Annotated in this window: 16 protein-coding genes; 8 read left to right on the top strand and 8 right to left on the bottom strand. The window is 72.9% G+C overall.

Annotated features, from left to right (window positions below; genetic code table 11):
- Positions 1–25: 25 nt before the first annotated feature.
- The 4 genes from ACH9D2_RS03285 to ACH9D2_RS03270 form a co-directional block, all read right to left on the bottom strand.
- The gene (locus tag ACH9D2_RS03285) at positions 26–1552 is read right to left on the bottom strand and encodes an amino acid permease (protein WP_396361324.1); all 1527 of its coding nucleotides are present in this window, start codon (positions 1550–1552) and stop codon (positions 26–28) included.
- Positions 1549–2445 carry a universal stress protein gene (locus ACH9D2_RS03280; protein ID WP_396361323.1) on the bottom strand — a complete coding sequence of 299 codons (897 nt, stop codon included), beginning with the start codon at positions 2443–2445 and terminating at the stop codon, positions 1549–1551. Before ACH9D2_RS03280 ends, ACH9D2_RS03285 begins: the two co-directional genes overlap by 4 nt.
- A complete protein-coding gene (locus ACH9D2_RS03275; protein WP_396361322.1) occupies positions 2442–3893 on the bottom strand; it encodes a flavin monoamine oxidase family protein in 1452 nt (483 codons plus the stop codon). Before ACH9D2_RS03275 ends, ACH9D2_RS03280 begins: the two co-directional genes overlap by 4 nt.
- Positions 3894–3994: 101 nt before the next feature.
- Positions 3995–4726: a mycothiol-dependent nitroreductase Rv2466c family protein gene (locus ACH9D2_RS03270; protein ID WP_396361321.1), complete on the bottom strand. Its 732-nt coding sequence runs from the start codon at positions 4724–4726 to the stop codon at positions 3995–3997.
- Between the two features lie 158 nt (positions 4727–4884).
- Between ACH9D2_RS03270 and ACH9D2_RS03265 the strand changes: the two genes are divergently transcribed.
- The gene (locus ACH9D2_RS03265) at positions 4885–5586 is read left to right on the top strand and encodes a TetR/AcrR family transcriptional regulator C-terminal domain-containing protein (RefSeq protein WP_396361320.1); all 702 of its coding nucleotides are present in this window, start codon (positions 4885–4887) and stop codon (positions 5584–5586) included.
- 37 nt (positions 5587–5623) lie between these two features.
- Here ACH9D2_RS03265 and ACH9D2_RS03260 read toward each other — a convergent pair whose 3' ends face one another.
- Positions 5624–7057: an aminobutyraldehyde dehydrogenase gene (locus tag ACH9D2_RS03260; RefSeq protein ID WP_396361319.1), complete on the bottom strand. Its 1434-nt coding sequence runs from the start codon at positions 7055–7057 to the stop codon at positions 5624–5626.
- A gap of 214 nt (positions 7058–7271) precedes the next feature.
- Here ACH9D2_RS03260 and ACH9D2_RS03255 point away from each other — a divergent pair, with 214 nt between their 5' ends.
- Together ACH9D2_RS03255 and ACH9D2_RS03250 are read left to right on the top strand one after the other, a co-directional pair.
- A complete protein-coding gene (locus ACH9D2_RS03255) occupies positions 7272–7769 on the top strand; it encodes a DUF427 domain-containing protein (protein ID WP_396361318.1) in 498 nt (165 codons plus the stop codon).
- A gap of 7 nt (positions 7770–7776) precedes the next feature.
- Entirely contained in the window at positions 7777–8730 is a 954-nt protein-coding gene (locus ACH9D2_RS03250; RefSeq protein ID WP_396361317.1) for a hypothetical protein, read from the top strand.
- Between the two features lie 13 nt (positions 8731–8743).
- Here the strand turns inward: ACH9D2_RS03250 and ACH9D2_RS03245 are convergent, their stop codons facing one another.
- From ACH9D2_RS03245 to ACH9D2_RS03235, 3 genes are read right to left on the bottom strand one after another with little or no spacing between them, the layout of a single operon-like run.
- Positions 8744–10105, bottom strand: coding sequence for an MFS transporter (locus ACH9D2_RS03245; protein ID WP_396361316.1), 1362 nt, complete (start codon positions 10103–10105; stop codon positions 8744–8746).
- A 10-nt stretch (positions 10106–10115) separates the two neighbouring features.
- The gene (locus ACH9D2_RS03240; RefSeq protein ID WP_396361315.1) at positions 10116–11120 is read right to left on the bottom strand and encodes a PDR/VanB family oxidoreductase; all 1005 of its coding nucleotides are present in this window, start codon (positions 11118–11120) and stop codon (positions 10116–10118) included.
- A 9-nt stretch (positions 11121–11129) separates the two neighbouring features.
- On the bottom strand, positions 11130–12245 hold the full coding sequence (locus ACH9D2_RS03235) for an aromatic ring-hydroxylating dioxygenase subunit alpha (protein ID WP_396361314.1): 1116 nt from the start codon (positions 12243–12245) through the stop codon (positions 11130–11132).
- 177 nt (positions 12246–12422) lie between these two features.
- Between ACH9D2_RS03235 and ACH9D2_RS03230 the strand changes: the two genes are divergently transcribed.
- From ACH9D2_RS03230 to ACH9D2_RS03210, 5 genes are all read left to right on the top strand, one after another.
- Positions 12423–13037, top strand: coding sequence for a PadR family transcriptional regulator (locus ACH9D2_RS03230; RefSeq protein ID WP_396361313.1), 615 nt, complete (start codon positions 12423–12425; stop codon positions 13035–13037).
- A gap of 186 nt (positions 13038–13223) precedes the next feature.
- Positions 13224–14183 (top strand): hypothetical protein, encoded by a 960-nt coding sequence (locus ACH9D2_RS03225; RefSeq protein WP_396361312.1) that lies wholly within the window; start codon positions 13224–13226, stop codon positions 14181–14183.
- Positions 14184–14266: 83 nt separating this feature from the next.
- Entirely contained in the window at positions 14267–15319 is a 1053-nt protein-coding gene (locus ACH9D2_RS03220; RefSeq protein ID WP_396361311.1) for a zinc-dependent alcohol dehydrogenase family protein, read from the top strand.
- Positions 15320–15352: 33 nt separating this feature from the next.
- Entirely contained in the window at positions 15353–15856 is a 504-nt protein-coding gene (locus tag ACH9D2_RS03215; RefSeq protein WP_396361310.1) for a hypothetical protein, read from the top strand.
- Positions 15857–15970: 114 nt separating this feature from the next.
- Positions 15971–16162 carry a CsbD family protein gene (locus ACH9D2_RS03210; protein ID WP_396361309.1) on the top strand — a complete coding sequence of 64 codons (192 nt, stop codon included), beginning with the start codon at positions 15971–15973 and terminating at the stop codon, positions 16160–16162.
- The last annotated feature ends 147 nt before the right edge of the window (positions 16163–16309 follow it).

Genomic DNA, 16309 nt, shown 5'->3' with positions numbered 1-16309 from the left:
ACCGCACGCTCCGCCTTGCGGTCCTTCAGTCGAGGACCGGCAGCTCGGTGGTCTCGAAGCGCTCCCGGAAGAAGGACGGGTTGCGCCGGTACTGGACGAGCATCACGACCACCCCGAGCAGGAGCATGCCCACGCCGAGGACGAACACGAGCCCGACGCCGCCGATGGCGGACCCGGATCCGTACTCGGGGTCCATGGAGTCGTAGGACGTCTGGACGAAGAAGACCAGCAGCAGGATGCCGCCGAGCAACGGCGCCAGGAGCTTCGACAGGAACCCCTTCACGGTGCGGAACGCCTCGCGGCGGAAGTACCAGACGCAGGCCAGTGCGGTGACGCCGTAGTAGAAGCAGACCATCATGCCCAGGGTGGTGATGGTGTCCCACAGGACGTTCTCGGAGACCACGCGCATCACGGCGTAGAACACCGAGGCGATGACGGCCGCCGCGATCGTGGCGTAGCCGGGGGACTGGAAGCGCGCGGTGATCCGGGCGTACTTCGCCGGCAGCGCGCCGTAGTGGCCCATGGCGAGCATGGTGCGCGCCGGGGAGATCATCGTGGACTGCAGGGACGCCGCGGAGGAGGACAGCACCGCGAGGGACATGAGGATCGCGAACGGGCCCATCACCGGCCCGGCCAGTGCCGCGAAGACGTTCTCCTGGATCTCGTCGTTGCCCAGGCCGAGCCCGGCGCCGCCCACGCCGGAGTAGGACAGCACGGCGAGCGAGACGGCCATGTAGAGGGCGACGATGACCAGGATGGTCGCGATGGCCGAGCGCCCGGGTCCGTTGGCGGACTCCTTGCTCTCCTCGTTGAGGGTCAGCACCACGTCCCAGCCCCAGTAGATGAACACGGACAGGGACACTCCCGCGGCGAACGCGGAGAAGGACTCCACGCCGAACGGGTCGAACCACTCGGAGCGCACGGCGAGACCCTCGAAGGCGGTGCCGCCGCCCACGTGGCCGAAGGCCGCGGCGGCGAACCACAGCAGGACGGCGAGCTGGAAGACCACGAGGACGTACTGCACCACCTTGGTGGCCTCCATACCGCGGTAGGAGATCCACGCCGCGAGCGCCACGAACGCCAGGCAGGTGGCCACGTTGACGGGCACGTTGCGGGTCAGTTCCGCGATGGCGTCGTTGCCGGTGATCTGGGCCAGTGCCAGGTAGAAGAAGTCCACGGCGATGCCGGCCAGGTTGGAGAGCACCAGGATGGTGGCGGCGAGCAGACCCCAGCTGCCCATCCACCCGATCCACGGGCCGAAGGCCTTCGACACCCAGGTGAAGGTGGTGCCGGAGTCCGGCATGGCCCGGTTGAGCTGGCGGTACCCCATGGCCACGAGCAGCATGGGGACGAATCCGACGAGCAGGATCGCCGGGAGGTGGGTCCCCACCGCGGCGGCAGTGGGCCCGAGCGCCCCGGAGAGCGTGTAGGCGGGCGCGATCGTGGACACGCCGATGACCACGGAGCCGAGAACGCCCACCGAGCCCTTGCTGAGCCCTTTCTCGTGGCGCGTGCCCTGCTGGTCGACGAGCGGTGCGGTGCCGGTGCTCATGACGCGGCCTCCTTCTCGGTCTGGGCCTGATCGGCGTCCGGGGCGGGCCGGGGCACGACGACCATCGGCACCGGGATGTGCTTGAGCAGCCGTGCTGCGGTGGTGCCCAGGAAGATCTGCCGCCCCTGGGCCAGGCGGGACGAGCCGATGAGCAGGAGGCCGCCGGGAGCCCAGTCGACGTCCTGCGCGGCCTTCTGGAGGGTCCGCCCGGTGGCGACCCGCACGCTCACGGGCCGGGTGCGGCGGGCCTCGTCCGCCGCGGCCTCGAGGTGCTCCTCGACGCGCCGGCGGACCTGCTCGGCCGTGCCCGGGTCCGCGGCCCCGCCCTCGAGGAAGGAGAGGAGCTCGAGCTCGAGGCCGGAGTGCGCGACCGCCCGGACGGCCTCCCGGATGACCTGGTGCGCGCCGGGGCGGGTGCCCACGGCCACGGACAGCCGGGTAAGCGGGACGTCCCCGGGATACCGGCGCGGGGCGAGGGCCACCGGCACGGGCGAGCTGTGCAGCAGGGCGCCGACCACGGGCCCGGCCGAGAAGCGTCCTGCTCCGGTGCCGGCGCCCACCACGATCAGCTGCGCACCGAGCTCCTCGGCGGCACGGGCGAGGCCCGCGGCCGCGGATCCGTCCTCCCGCAGGTGCGTGCGGGCGACGACGTCCTCCGGCACGAGCTGCTCCGCCTCCCCCAGCCACGTGCGGGCCTGGTGCCGCACGACCGGGGCGATGTCGCCGACCGGCGGATAGACCTGCTGGTAGGGGCTGTCCGCGCGCAGCACGAGCACGATCTCCAGCTCGGCCCCGAAGGCCCGGGCCATCGCCGCCGCGAGCCGGACGGCGTCCTCGCTGGGCCGGTCCCCGTTGTAGCCGACGACGTAGCGCCCCGGGCGGTCGCCGTTCACCGTCCGGCTCCCTGCATCGCCGCGACGGGCGAGGTGCCGGCGCCGAGGATCTCGGCGGCGGCGAGCCGGCCCTGGCGCAGGGCGCCGTCGACGTGCTGGTAGCCCTCGGCGGCGAGGTCGGAGCAGGCCCAGCGGATCGGGCCCACGGGGGTGCGCTGGTGGGCGCCGTAGCGGTGCAGCCCGCCGAGGTCGTAGCTGGCGGCGTAGGCGCCGCGGGTCCACTCCTCGGAGCCGAAGTCGGACTCGTAGTAGACCACCGGGTGCAGGGCTTCGGGGCCGAGGTAGTGGGAGAAGGACTCGAGGATCAGCCGCTTGCGCTCCTCGGCGGGCAGGCCGAGGACCTCGTCGGCCTTCTCGTCCGAGACGAAGCCGACCAGGGTGCCGCGGGGGTCCCCGTGGTTGGTGTTGTCGTAGACCTCCTGGGACAGCTCGTGCGCGCCGAAGCCGGTGCCCGAGAGGCCCTGGGCGCGCCAGAAGGGCGTCTCGTAGACGGCGTGCACCTTGATCACGAGGCCCAGGGACTGGTGCTGGTGCATCTGGTGCTGCAGCCGCGGCAGGGGCGGCTCGAAGGAGATCCGGGAGTAGAGGTTGGGCGGCACGGCCACGACCACGTCCTTCGCGACCACCGTGAGCCGGTCGGACCAGACGGTCACCGAGGTGCCCGGGACGTGCTCGGCGTAGGTCTCGCCGTCACCGGCCCAGCGGATGGTGCGCACCGGGGTGTCCAGGAGGACGACGTCCTCGCCCAGCTCGGCGGCCATGGCCTCGGAGACGGACTGCATGCCGCCGACCACCCGCCGGTCGAGGATGAAGTCCTCGTCCACGAGGTTCGAGAAGGACCCGGCGGAGGCGGCCATGAGCACCGCCTGCAGCGCGGAGAACGCGTGCGCCGGCTTGGTGAGCATGCCCCCGGCCACGAAGATGCCGATGTTGTCGCAGGCGGCCTCGTCGTCGGAGTGCTGCCGCAGCCAGGAGGAGAAGGAGACGGTGTCCAGCTCCCGGGCGGCCGGGTGCGCCCACGGCTCGGTGGGCCCGATCTCCGCCACGAGCCCGTCCAGGAGCGCGACGAGCTTCTCCATCTCGGCGGTCGTGGCCTCCCCCGCCGGGAACATCGAGCCGGTGTAGGTGTGGCGGGTGCCGTCCGGGGCCAGGTAGACGGACTCGCCCTCGCGGTAGCGCCGGAAGGTCTCCAGGCCGAGCTCGTCGACCAGCGCCAGCAGCTCGGTCTGGTCCGGGGAGATCCACTGCCCGCCGACCTCCAGGAACGCCCCGTCCACGGTCTTGGACCAGGTCCGCCCGCCCACGCGGTCGCGGGCCTCGAGGACGGCCACGGTCTTCCCGGCGGCGGCGAGGCCGCGGGCCGCCATCAGTCCGGCGGGGCCGGCTCCGACGACGACGACGTCGCGCTCCAGCGCGGTCCTGCTGCCCAGGGTGCGTTGATCGGTCACTGTGCTCTCCTTCACGCTAAAATGAATCTGATTCATTAAGCGTGCCCGGACCGCTGTCCGTCAAGAGCTGGAACGGAACTTTCGCCCGGAGGCGGGAGCGCCTACTTCTTGGTGCGCCGGCTCCCGGCGTGCCAGTCCTCCTGCACGCCGGTCTCGTCCGGTGCGGCGCCCAGGCCCCGCAGCCGCGGCTGCTCCCGCAGGCTGCGCTTGAGCTCGGCGAAGCCGGGGAACCGGGCGAGGGCCACCACGTGGTCCCACAGCTCCACCGCGTCCTCCTCCGCGGGCAGACGGCTGATGACCGGGCCGAAGAAGGCCACGCCCTCCGGCGGCTCGAAGTGGATGATGGGGGTCCCGACGTCCCGGCCCGTCAGCGCCAGGGCCTCCTCCGTCTCCGCCCGGACCACCGCGTCCCACGACTCGTCCTCGAGGGCGTCGGCGAGCTCGGCCGGAAGCCCCGTGGCGGTGAGCACCGGCTCGAGGAAGGCGCGGCCGCCGCGGCGGTCCTGGCCCGGCTCCTCGGCGCCGGGCACGGGATCGGCGTCGAAGATCCGCGCCCCGAGACCCTCGTACAGCCGCCCGACCGCCTCGCGCCCGTGCTCGGCGCGGGTCCGGGCGGCCACGCGCAGCAGTCGCAGGCCCGCCGTGTGGGAGGCCTCGTACTCCGGCGGGAACCACGCGTCGTAGTCCACGTGCTCGTTGAGCAGGCGCAGGGAGATGAACCGCCAGTCCACCCGGTACTCCCGGCGGGCTGTCACGGTGCGGACCCACGAGCTGGTCAGCCACGCGAAGGGACAGGTCGGATCGAAGTAGAAGTGGATGTCGGCGCTCTTCATCGCCCACACGCTAGGAGCCGGCCGGTCGGCGGTCAAGGAGGGACCGCCGGGGACACCACCGTCCGGCCGCCGCCCTAGACTCGGAGGTGACCGCCCGACCCCGCGGCCCGGACGTCCCGTCCCGGAGCCCGCGGCACCGACCGCAGGAGGATCCGCACATGGCCCCCGCCGGCACCTCTCCGCGCAGACGCGGGCGCCCGAGCAAGCCCGTGCTCTCCGAGGAGCGGATCACCAGCGCCGCGATCAAGATCGTCGCCACCCGGGGCTACCGGCACCTCACGATGACGGAGCTGGCGCGGGAGATGAAGGTCTCCACCTCGGCCCTGTACAACCACACGCCGTCGAAGCGCGAGGTGCTGATCCGCGTCCAGGACCGGATCAACCAGGGCATCGACCGCTCCGCCTTCGGCGCCCTCCCGTGGGACCGGGCGCTCGAGCGCTGGGCGCGGTCCTACCGGGACTGCTACGCCCAGCACACGGCCATGATCCCGATCATGGCCGTGCTGCCGGTCGCCGACTCCCCGCACACCCTGCAGATGTACGAGACCGTGGCCTCCGGCCTCGCGGACGCGGGCTGGGAGGGCGCCAGCATCGCGGACGTGATCGTCTCGATCGAGTCCCTGGTCTTCGGCGCCGCCTACGACGCCACGGCGCCCGCCGACATCTTCGACCCCGGGGAGCGCTCGGACCTCGCCCCGGTGTTCGCCGACGCCGTGCGGGCGCGGCCCGCGGACGCCACCGCGGCGGCGGACGAGGCCTTCGAGGTCGCCCTCACCGCCATGCTGGACGGCTTCCGGCTGCGCCTGGCGGCGGCACGGGACCGGACGGCCGGACAGGACCGGACGGCCGGCGGGGACTGAGCCGCCGGCGGGCGCCGGGCCGTCCGGCCGGGCCGGCTCAGGCGTCGAGGGCGTGCATGACGTGCTTGACCTGGGTGTACTCCTCGACCGAGTAGAGCGAGAGGTCCTTGCCGTAGCCGGAGTTCTTGAACCCGCCGTGCGGCATCTCGGAGATCAGCATGACGTGGGTATTGACCCACACGCACCCGAACTCGAGCTCGCGGGAGACCCGCATGGCCGTGCCGTGGTCGGTGGTCCACACGCTCGAGGCCAGGGCGTAGTCGACGTCGTTGGCCAGCTCGAGCGCCTCCTCCTCCGTGCCGAAGGGCTGCACGGTGAGCACCGGGCCGAAGGTCTCCTCCTGGACGAGGGCGTCGTCCTGGCGCACCCCGGTCACCACGGTGGGCTCGAAGAAGTAGCCGGGGGCGCCCTCCACCGGCTTCCCGCCGGTGACCACGCTCGCGTGCTCGGGCAGCTCGGCGAGCTTGCGGCACACGTCCTCGAAGTGGCGGGCGTTGTTGAGGGGGCCGTAGAAGTTCCTGGACTCGTCCGGGTCGCCCGTCACGATGTCCCGGGCGGCCGCGGCGAGCAGGCGCACGAACTCGTCGTGGGCGCTGTCCTGGACGAGGACGCGCGTCACCGCGGTGCAGTCCTGGCCGGCGTTGAAGGTGCCGAACTCCACGAGCGCCTTCGCGGCGGCGGGCAGGTCGGCGTCCGCGAAGACGACGGCGGGCGCCTTCCCGCCGAGCTCGAGGTGGCCGCGGGTGAGGTTCTGCGCGGCGGCGAGGGCCACGGCGCGGCCGGCGCGCACGGACCCGGTGATGGAGACCATGGCCGGGGTCCGGTGCCCGGTCATCAGCGCCCCGGTGGAGCCGTCCCCCAGCAGGACGTTGACCACGCCGGCGGGGAAGATCCCGTCGACGAGCCGGGCCAGGACCAGCGTGGACTCCGGAGTGGTGTCCGAGGGCTTGAGCACCACGGTGTTGCCCGCGGCCAGTGCCGGGCCCAGCTTCCAGATCGCCATGAGCAGCGGGTAGTTCCAGGGCGTCACCTGCGCCACGACGCCGACCGGCTCCCGCCGCACGTAGGACGTGTGCCCGCTCATGTACTCCGCGGCGGCCTTGCCCTCGAGGGTCCGGGCGGCGCCGGCGAAGAAGCGGAGGTTGTCGGCGCCGGCGGCGACCTCCTCGTCGGCGATCATCTGCCGCGGCTGGCCGGTGTTGCGGTGCTGGGCGTCGACGAGCTCGGAGCTGTGCGCCTCGAGGGCGTCCGCGAGCCGGAGCAGCAGGAGCTGGCGCTCGCTCGGCGTGGTGCGCTTCCAGGTCCGGAACGCCTTCCGGGCGGCGGCGAAGGCCCGGTCCACGTCCGTGGCGTCCGAGACCGGGGAGACGGCGACCGTGGTGCCGGTGGTGGGGTCGACCACGTCGATCCGGCCGGTGCCGTGGGCCTCGACGAAGGCGCCGTCGACGTAGTTCTGCAGGACGTCGCTCATGGTGGTTCCTCTCTGCGGACGAGTACGCGGTGCCTGCCACTCTAAATGATCGTCGTTCATTTCAGTAGGGCCCGGCATGACCGGTGACACCCGGCACAGGACGCCGAACGAGCACCCCGGGGCGCCGCCGGCCGCCGTAGCATGGTGGTGCAGGACACATGTCCGTCCGGACCCCCGGACCGGGGTTCCAGACGGCCCTTCGGAGGGCGAGCAGATGAGACGACCACGGCCCGACCCACTCGGCCCCGGCCAGGAGTCCGTGTGGGACTACCCGAGACCGCCCCGGGCGGAGCCCAGCCGGGAGCACGTGGAGGTGTGGCTGGGCGGCGAGCGCATCGCCTCGACCACGGACGCCCTGCGGGTGCTCGAGACCAGCCACCCGCCCACCTACTACCTGCCCCACGAGGCCTTCGCCGACGGCAGCCTGCACCCGTGCGGGGGGAGCTCGTGGTGCGAGTGGAAGGGGGCGGCGGCGTACTTCGACGTGCGGGGCGGGGGCCGCACCGCTCCCCGGGCGGCCTGGACCTACCCCTCCCCCACGCCGGGCTTCGAGTCCCTGCGCGGGCACGTGGCCCTGATGCCCGGGCTGATGGACCGGTGCCTCGTGGCCGGGGAGCAGGTGCTCCCGCAGGAGGGCGGGTTCTACGGGGGCTGGATCACCTCACGGGTGGTCGGTCCGTTCAAGGGCGCCCCCGGCAGCCGGGGCTGGTGAGCCCGCGATGTCCCGCACCACGTGGCCCGCGCTCGTGCTGACCGTCCTGCTGCTGACCACCGCGTGCGCGCAGCGGGGTCCCGCCGGGGCCGCCCCCACGACCCCGGGGGCACCGACGAGCCCGGAGACACCGACGACCTCGAGCGCGCCGTCGGCCCCGGCGGTGCCGGCCGAGGGGCTGGTGATCGAGGTGGCCCACACCGGGGGCTTCGTCACGCCGGAGATGCTGGCGTCCCGGTTGCCGCTGGTCAGCGTGCACGCCGACGGCCGGGTCATCACCCAGGGCCCGCAGATCGCGATCTACCCGCCGCCCGCCCTGCCCAGCCTGCAGGTGCAGCACGTCGACGAGGACGCCGTCGCGGTGCTGGTCGGCCGCGCGCTCCGCGCGGGGGTCGACGAGTCCGCGGACCTCGGCAGCCCGCCGGTGGCCGACCTGCCCTCGACCCGCTTCACTGTGCGGACCCGGGACGAGACCTATGTGCGGGAGGTGTACGCCCTGGGCGCCGAGACGCCTCCCGGCCCGCCGGGCGAGGACCGGCCCGGGGGCACGGACGACACCCTGACCCCGGAGCAGCGGGCCGCACGGGCCGAGCTGCAGGCACTCGTCCAGGAGCTGAGCGACCCCGCCTCGGTGCTCCCGGAGGACGCCGTCGGCGCGCAGGAGGCCTACGTCCCGGAGGCGGTCGCCGGCGTGGTCACCGAGTGGCGGGATCCGCAGAACGGCGCGGAGCCGCAGCCGGTGCCGTGGCCGGGACCACCGCTGCCCGGGGAGCCGCTCGAGCCGCGCCTGGGGCTGAGCTGCGTGCTGGCCACGGGCGAGCAGGCCAGGGCCGTCCTGGACGCCGCGCGGACGGCGGACACGCTGACGCCCTGGGTGTCCGAGGACGGCGAGCGCTGGTCGGTCGCCCTCCGCCCGCTGCTGCCCCACGAGGAGGGCTGCACGGACCTCGTGCAGCGGTGAGCCCGCCGCGGCGTCAGCCGGCCGAGGAGGACCGGGTGCGACGCCGTCCGGGTTGCCCGCCCGCGGGCTCGTCGGCCGCCTCGGCGTAGGGGCGCAGCCGGATGAGGGCCAGCGCCGCGAGGGCGACGACCACCGCCACCCCCACGTAGAGCTGCGTGGGGGTCCAGCCGGTGTCCAGCAGCGCGCCGACCGCGATGGGAGCCAGGATGGCCCCGGCCCGCCCGACCCCGATGCCCCAGCCCACGCCGGTGGTCCGGATGCCGGGCTCGTAGGTCATGGGGGCCACGGTGTAGAGGCCGGCGATGCAGCCGTTGATGAGCATGCCGACCACCACGCCGCTGGAGAACGCCAGCAGCGGCACCGACGTGGCGGTGATGAACAGGACGAGGGTCACCGCGGAGAGCACGGTGAAGGCCATCAGGGTCCGCCGCTCGTCCCACTTGGTGGTCAGCACCCCGTAGAGCAGGGACCCGAAGGTGCCGCCCATCGTGAGCATGAGGCCGCCGACGATGCCCTGCTGCTCGGTCATCCCGGTCTCCACGAGCAGCCGGGGCGTCCAGGAGTTGGCGAAGTAGAAGCCGAACATGATGACGAAGAAGGCGGTCCACAGCAGGAGGGTCGCGGTGCGGTAGCGGCCGCTGAGCAGCATGCCGACGCTGCTCCGGCGCCCGTCCGCGCCGACCGGGGCCGGGCCGAGCTCGACCTCGCCGTCGAGGCGGATGCGCCGGGCGATGCGGTCGAGCTTCTGCAGGGCGCCCGCCGGCCGCCGGGTGCGGAGATAGTCGACGGACTCGGGCAGCACGACCACCACGAGCGCGATCGCCACGAGGGTGAGCAGTCCACCGGTGAGGAACACGGAGCGCCAGCCGAAGGCCGGGATCAACTGGGTGGCGCCCATCCCGCCGAGGGTGGCGCCCACGCCGTAGCCCGCGGTGAAGATGCTCACGGCCATGCCGCGGCGGCGGGCGCTGGCGTACTCGCTGGTGAGCACCGTGGCGGAGGCGAGGATCCCGCCCACCCCCAGGCCCGTGACGACCCGCCACAGGCCGAGCTCGAGCACGGTCCCGGCCGTGGTGGACAGGAACAGGCCGAGGGCGTTGACGGCGAGGGCCACGATGAGGATCTTCCGCCGGCCGTACCGGTCCGCGAAGGGCCCGAGCACGAGCGAGCCCGCGGCCATGCCGATGAGCCCGGCGCTGAGCAGCCAGCCCAGCTGGGAGCCGGAGAGCCCGAACTCCTCGGTCACGGACGTGGCCGTGAACGCCATGGCGAGGACGTCGTAGCCGTCGAGGGCGTTGAGGAACGTGGTCACCGCGATGATGAGCCACTGGTACGACGACATCCTCGATGCGTCGATCTGGTGCCGGATGTCCATGGGAAGCCTCTCAGGGGACGTCGATGGTGAGGACGGCGGCCGGGCGCTCGCCGGGAACGGTCTCCGGCGCGGCGGAGACCGCCCGCGAGACGCAGCAGCACATGGACGTGCCGGTCTCCTTCTGCCGGTCCGAGTAGAACACGTCGCGGTGGTCGATCCGCCCGGCCAGGCCGAGCACCTTGACCTGGCAGAGCCCGCACTCGCCCTTGCGGCAGTCGGACATCATGTCCAGGCCTTCCCGCTCGAGGGCCTCGAGCAGGGACTCGTCGGAGCCGACGACGGTCTCGGCGCCGAGCCGTGGAACGCGGACCACGAACGGTTCGGCCTCGAACCAGCCGCTGTTGCCGAAGGTCTCGTAGCGCAGGCTGGTCCGGTCGAGCTCCCGCTCGGCCCAGGCGCGGCGCACCGCGTCCATGAGCCGGATCGGGCCGCACATGTAGAGCTCGGCGGTCTCGGGCACGCCGGCCACGAGGGCCGGCACGTCGAGCGAGCCGCCCTCGTCGTCGACGTGCGCCTCGAGCCGGTCCCCGTGCAGGGCGGTCAGGTCGTCGAGGTAGGCCATGGCGGCGCGGGAGCGGGCGACGTAGACGAGGCGGTAGTCCGCGCCGAGCCGGCGCAGCAGCGCGGCCATCCCGGCGATCGCCGTGATGCCGATGCCGCCGGCCAGCAGGACGTAGGACGGCGCCCCGACGCGCAGCGGGAAGTTCTGCAGCGGCTGGGTGATCTCGAGGACCTGCCCGGGCTCCAGTCCGTGCATGAACACGGAGCCGCCGCGGGAGGCGGGGGTGCGGAAGACGCTGACGGCGAGCTGCGTGCCGTCGTCGGCGGCGTCGACCACGGAGTAGGAGCGCACCTGCTGCTCGCCGTGGACGAGGACGCGGACGTCCACGTGCTCACCGGGGCGCACCGGGCGGGGCTGCTCGGGGCGCAGGACGACGCGCCGGATGCCGGCGGCGACGTCCTCGGCGGCGACGACGACGGCGTTCTGCCAGACCTCGTGCTGGGAATCGGCCACGGTCGCTCCTCAGGCCCCGGCGGGAGCGGTCGGGGCGGCGGCGGGGCGGCCCTCCGCCTCGAGCGCCCGCTCGAGGAGCCGGCGCACCCACATTCCGCCCATGTCGATGTTGAGGTTGTAGAACTCGTGGTCGGGATTGGCGTCGATGGCCGCCTGCTGGGCCTGCAGCATGGCCTCGTCCTCGCCGAAGACCCCGTGCACGCCGTTGCGCAGCTGGGTGGTGATGAGCTGGCTCTCCAGGCGGTAGTTGCGCATGAACGCCCAGAAGTAGTGGCAGGAGCGGTCCGTCTCCGGGGTGATCGTGTTCATGACGTAGCCGTTGACCCCGCGGGAGCGGTCCCCCTCGGGGGCCCCGGTACCGGCCTCGGCGACGCCGACGTCGATGCAGATGGTGGAGGGGAAGGTGTAGTGGATGATCTGCCAGCGGTCCACCTTGCCCTCGAAGCCCGGGAACCTGTCCCGCATGTTCTTGAGCCAGAAGGGCGGGGCGTCGATGTTGCGCATCCACCGGGTGACGGTCACGGAGTTCTCGTCGTGGGTGGTCTCGAACTCGGACTCCGAGAGCTCCTCCTGGCCGATGCTGGAGGAGTGCACGAACTCCTCGTGGGTGAGGTCCATGAGGTTGTCGAGGACCAGCTGGTAGTTGCAGGGGGCGTGGATGGTCTCGCCGTCGCCGGCCCACTCGGGGCTGTCCAGCTGGTGCATGTCGGGCACGAGGGCGGGATCAGCCCGCGTGGGATCGCCCAGCCAGACCCACACGTAGCGGTGGCGCTCGAGCACCGGGAAGGACGGCACCGTGGCGGAGGGGTTCAGCGTCTCCTGCGCGGGCATCGAGGTGCACCGCCCCGCGGCGTTGTAGCGCAGCCCGTGGTAGGGGCACTGGATCTCGTCGCGGCCCACGAGCCTGCCCTGGGACAGCGGGGCGAGCCGGTGCCAGCAGGCGTCCGCCAGGGCCACGGGGCGGCCGTCCTCGGTCCGGTACAGGGCCAGCGGACGGCCCGCGACGGTGCGGGCGAGGACGCCCCTGGCGGTGAGCTCGTGGTCCCACCCGGCCACGTACCAGGCGTCGAGCGGGTGGGACAGGAGCTTGGCGGTGGTGGTGGTCTTCGTGGCGGAGACGGTCATGGCGCGGTCCTCTGCTGGGTGGTCCGGGGAGAGCACGGGCCACTCACTATCTCCATAGATAGTTGGTGGCGCGGAACACACAATACCTATGCCCATAGTGAGTGGCAAGGGTCACGGCGCGCTCCTCCCGGCTAGGCTCAGCAGGACGACGCCCTGCTACGACGGAAGGAACCGCCCGTGAGCCTCCGCTCGGCCCTGCTGGCACTGCTCTCCTCGGGGCCGCTGACGGGCTACGACGTGGTCAAGCAGTTCAGCACCTCCGTGGGCCACGTCTGGCACGCCCCCGACTCGCAGATCTACCCGGAGCTGCGCAAGCTTCACGCGGAGGGACTCCTCACGAGCCGGCCCGTCCCGTGGGGCTCGCGCGGGGCCACCAAGACGGAGTACTCGATCACGCCCGAGGGCGAGCGCGCCCTGCGGCAGTGGCAGGACCAGCCCCTCGGCTACGTCCGGGAGCGGGACCCCGCCCACCTCCGGGCCGCCTACTTCGAGTGGGCGCCCCCCGGGGCCGCGGCCGCGCAGCTGCGCGCCCACATCGAGCACTACCGGGACCAGCGGGACCAGGCCCTCCAGCAGATCAGGGCGCTCCAGGAGCGCACGAGCCCCACGCTGGCACGCCGGCTGGCCGCCAACCCCGAGGACCAGTGGGAGCGGATCACCCGGTTCAAGGTCTTCGCCTACGAGGGCCAGGTGGCCCGGGCCGACCAGGAGATCGCCTGGGCCGAGCGCGGCCTGCGGCTGCTGGAGGACCTGGGCGAGCTCGGCGGGCGGGACGAGCCCGGCACGCCCTGAGACGCGCCGGAACAGCCCGGCACGGCCTGCGGCGCGCCGGACCGCCCCGGCCGCCGCGCCCCGGGCGGCCGGCGTTCCGGGTCGCCCCGTGACGCGCCCCGCACCGTGCCCGGCCCCGTTCCCTCCGCGCGCGCCGGCCGGTGCGTAGGCTGGACGCGCCCCCCGCTTCCGGCCCCAGGACAGACCATGACCCGCTCGTCGCTGCCCCGCCCCCTCGTCCCGGCCCTGTGCGCCGCGCTCCTGCTGACCGGCTGCGCCCAGGGCGCCGCCCCGGGCTCGGCGGCGACACCGGCGGCGAGCGCGTCGTCGTCGTCGCCCACCCCGTCCCCGACCCCCACGCCCGAGGAGCCCGCCGAGCTGATCGGCGGGGGCACCGAGGTGTTCCCCGACCGGCGGATGGTGGCCCTCTACGGCCACCCCGGGACCCCCGCCCTGGGCGTGCTCGGCGAGCAGGGGCCGGAGGAGTCCGCCGCCCGGGCGAAGGAGCTGGCCGCCCAGTACGAGCCCTTCAGCGAGGTGCCGGTGGTTCCCGCGTTCGAGATCATCGCGACCACGGCGTCCGCGGGACCCGGCGAGGACGGCGACTACTCCGAGGAGACCCCGGTCGAGGAGCTGCGCCCGTACGTGGAGGCCGCGGCGGAGCAGGACGTCTACGTGGTGCTGGACCTCCAGCCCGGCCGGCAGGACTTCCTGAGCCAGGCGCAGCAGTACCAGGAGCTGCTCGAGCTGCCCAACGTGGGCCTGGCCCTGGACCCGGAGTGGCGGCTGGCCCCGGGCCAGGTGCACATGGTGCAGATCGGCTCGGTCGACGCGGCGGAGATCAACGCGACCACCGCGTGGCTCGCCGAGCTGACCCGGGAGAACGACCTGCCGCAGAAGGTGGTGGTCCTGCACCAGTTCGCGGAGTCGATGATCACGAACCGCCACCTCGTGGACGCGTCCCGACCGGAGCTCGCGCTGGTCCTGCACGCCGACGGCCACGGCACCCCGGAGCTGAAGATGGGGACCTGGGAGCGGCTGCAGCAGGGCCTGCCGGAGGGGATCCGGATGGCGTGGAAGAACTTCTACGACGAGGACACGCCCACCTTCACGCCGGAGGAGACGTCCGCGATCGAGCCGCAGCCATGGTTCGTCTCCTACCAGTAACCCCTCGGCCCCCGGCGCCTCCCTGCCTACGATGAGCACGAGCGGCCCGGCAGCCCGCCGGACCGCCGACCGAGGAGGACCCCATGAAGGCACTCGTCTACCACGGACCCGGCAGCAAGGCGTGGGAGGACGCCCCGGACCCCACCATCCAGGACCCCACCGACGTCATCGCGAAGGTCGACACGACCACCATCTGCGGCACCGACCTGCACATCCTCAAGGGCGACGTCCCGGCCGTCACGGACGGCCGGATCCTCGGCCACGAGGCGGTCGGCACGATCACCGAGGTCGGGGACGCCGTGACCGGGCTCGAGCCCGGAGACCGGATCATCATCCCGGCCGTCACCAACTGCGGGAAGTGCTCCTACTGCAGGAACAACCAGCCCTCCCACTGCCAGACCCTCGGCGGGGTCGGATGGGTGTTCGGGCACCTCATCGACGGGACGCAGGCCGAGTACGTGCGCGTGCCGTTCGCGGAGACCTCCGTGCACAAGGTCCCCGAGGGGCTCGACGACGAGGACGTCCTGTTCCTGACCGACGCCCTGCCCACGGGCTTCGAGATCGGGATCCTCAACGGCAACACGAAGCCCGGCGACACGGTCGCGATCGTGGGCGCGGGGCCCGTGGGCCTGGGCGCGGTGATGACGGCGAACCTCTGCGGCGCCGGACGGGTCATCACCGTGGACCTCGACGAGAACCGGATGGACAAGGCGCTCGAGCTGGGGGCCACGGACAAGGTCAACGCCGGGGACCCGGACGCCGTCGAGCGGATCAGGGCGCTGTCCCCGGACGGTCTCGGCGTGGACGTGGCCATCGAGGCCGTGGGCGTGCCGGAGACCTTCCGGACCTGCCTGGACGTGGTCCGGCCCTACGGCACGGTGGCCAACGCGGGGGTGCACGGCAAGCCGGTGGAGCTGCCCCTGGACCGGATGTGGATCTCCAACGTCCGCATCAACATGGGTCTCGTGGACTGCCGCACCGTGGGCAACCTGCTGAACATGGTGCGGTCCGGCCGGCTGGACGCGAAGGCGATGGCCACCCACCGCTTCACCATGTCCCAGATGGAGGAGGCCTACGAGCTGTTCGGCAACGCGGCGCAGCACCAGGCGGTGAAGGTGGTCATCACCGCCGACTGAGCAGCCCGGCCCGGCGCTTGCTAGCGTGTGGCCGTGCGGACCGACAGACTCCAGAGCCCCCGGCAGCGGAGGACCATCGACCGGCTGGCCCGGTGGCTCGTCCGCGCCCACGGGGCCGAGCCGGGCTGGGACGCGCTCGTGCTGGACGTCCTGAGCGTGGGCCGGGACCTGCGCCTGCAGGTGCGGGAGGTCCGCGGTGATCGCACGGTCCGGCGCCCCGTGGCGGTCGAGGGCCTGCGCAACGCCCCGCGGCGGCTGACCCGGGCCCTCCAGGACGACTACGCCGATCTCGTCGACGGGTCGTGGTTCTCCGCCGCGCTGATCGTCACCGTGGCCGAGCGGCGCTGGCAGCACCCCCGAGTGGAGCTCGTGCTCAACTACGAGGACGACCCCGTCCTTCCGGCGCACGCCCCGCACCCGGTCGCCGCGGAGGACTGGCGGAGGCACCTCGGTCACTACCGGCGGATGGACCGCAGGATCCCGGGCTGGCTGCGGGACCGCCTGGCCCGGGCCGGGCTCGACGTCCCGGAGCGCTGAGCGCGCGCTGTTCGCCCTGGGGGAAAGCCCGTTCCCGGAGCGCCTCCCCTGTTCCCTCAGCATGCTGACCGGTCTACGCTGGGAACACCTGTTGACCGACCGGAGGGAGAGCCCATGGGACTCGGAGACAAGATGAGCAACGCCGCGGAGAAGGCGAGCGGCACCGCGAAGGAAAAGGTCGGCGACGCCACCGACAACCGCGACCTCCAGGCCGAGGGCCAGGCGGACAAGCTGTCCGGCAGCGCCAAGCAGGCCGGCGAGAACGTCAAGGACGCGGGCAAGAACTTCAAGGACGGAACCAAGTAGCACGGTTCAGCCGTCGAACCACCCGGAGGGCCTCGGTGTCGCAGTCGACACCGGGGCCCTCCGCCGTGCTCCGCCTTTCGCTCCGGGAGCGCGGGCCGCTGGTCGCGCCCCGTCACACGGTGGCGCACCACCTCCCGGTTGCAGTGG

This window comes from Kocuria rhizosphaericola, from assembly GCF_044462205.1.
GTDB lineage: Bacteria > Actinomycetota > Actinomycetes > Actinomycetales > Micrococcaceae > Kocuria > Kocuria rhizosphaericola.
This window is presented reverse-complemented; position numbering and strand designations above follow the sequence as displayed.

Coding starts and splice junctions, on each gene's coding strand:
- ACH9D2_RS03285 (WP_396361324.1), bottom strand. CDS start 1,552: ATGAGCACCGGCACCGCACCGCTCGTCGACCAGCAGGGCACGCGCCAC.
- ACH9D2_RS03270 (WP_396361321.1), bottom strand. CDS start 4,726: ATGAAGAGCGCCGACATCCACTTCTACTTCGATCCGACCTGTCCCTTC.
- ACH9D2_RS03265 (WP_396361320.1), top strand. CDS start 4,885: ATGGCCCCCGCCGGCACCTCTCCGCGCAGACGCGGGCGCCCGAGCAAG.
- ACH9D2_RS03260 (WP_396361319.1), bottom strand. CDS start 7,057: ATGAGCGACGTCCTGCAGAACTACGTCGACGGCGCCTTCGTCGAGGCC.
- ACH9D2_RS03255 (WP_396361318.1), top strand. CDS start 7,272: ATGAGACGACCACGGCCCGACCCACTCGGCCCCGGCCAGGAGTCCGTG.
- ACH9D2_RS03250 (WP_396361317.1), top strand. CDS start 7,777: ATGTCCCGCACCACGTGGCCCGCGCTCGTGCTGACCGTCCTGCTGCTG.
- ACH9D2_RS03245 (WP_396361316.1), bottom strand. CDS start 10,105: ATGGACATCCGGCACCAGATCGACGCATCGAGGATGTCGTCGTACCAG.
- ACH9D2_RS03235 (WP_396361314.1), bottom strand. CDS start 12,245: ATGACCGTCTCCGCCACGAAGACCACCACCACCGCCAAGCTCCTGTCC.
- ACH9D2_RS03225 (WP_396361312.1), top strand. CDS start 13,224: ATGACCCGCTCGTCGCTGCCCCGCCCCCTCGTCCCGGCCCTGTGCGCC.
- ACH9D2_RS03220 (WP_396361311.1), top strand. CDS start 14,267: ATGAAGGCACTCGTCTACCACGGACCCGGCAGCAAGGCGTGGGAGGAC.
- ACH9D2_RS03210 (WP_396361309.1), top strand. CDS start 15,971: ATGGGACTCGGAGACAAGATGAGCAACGCCGCGGAGAAGGCGAGCGGC.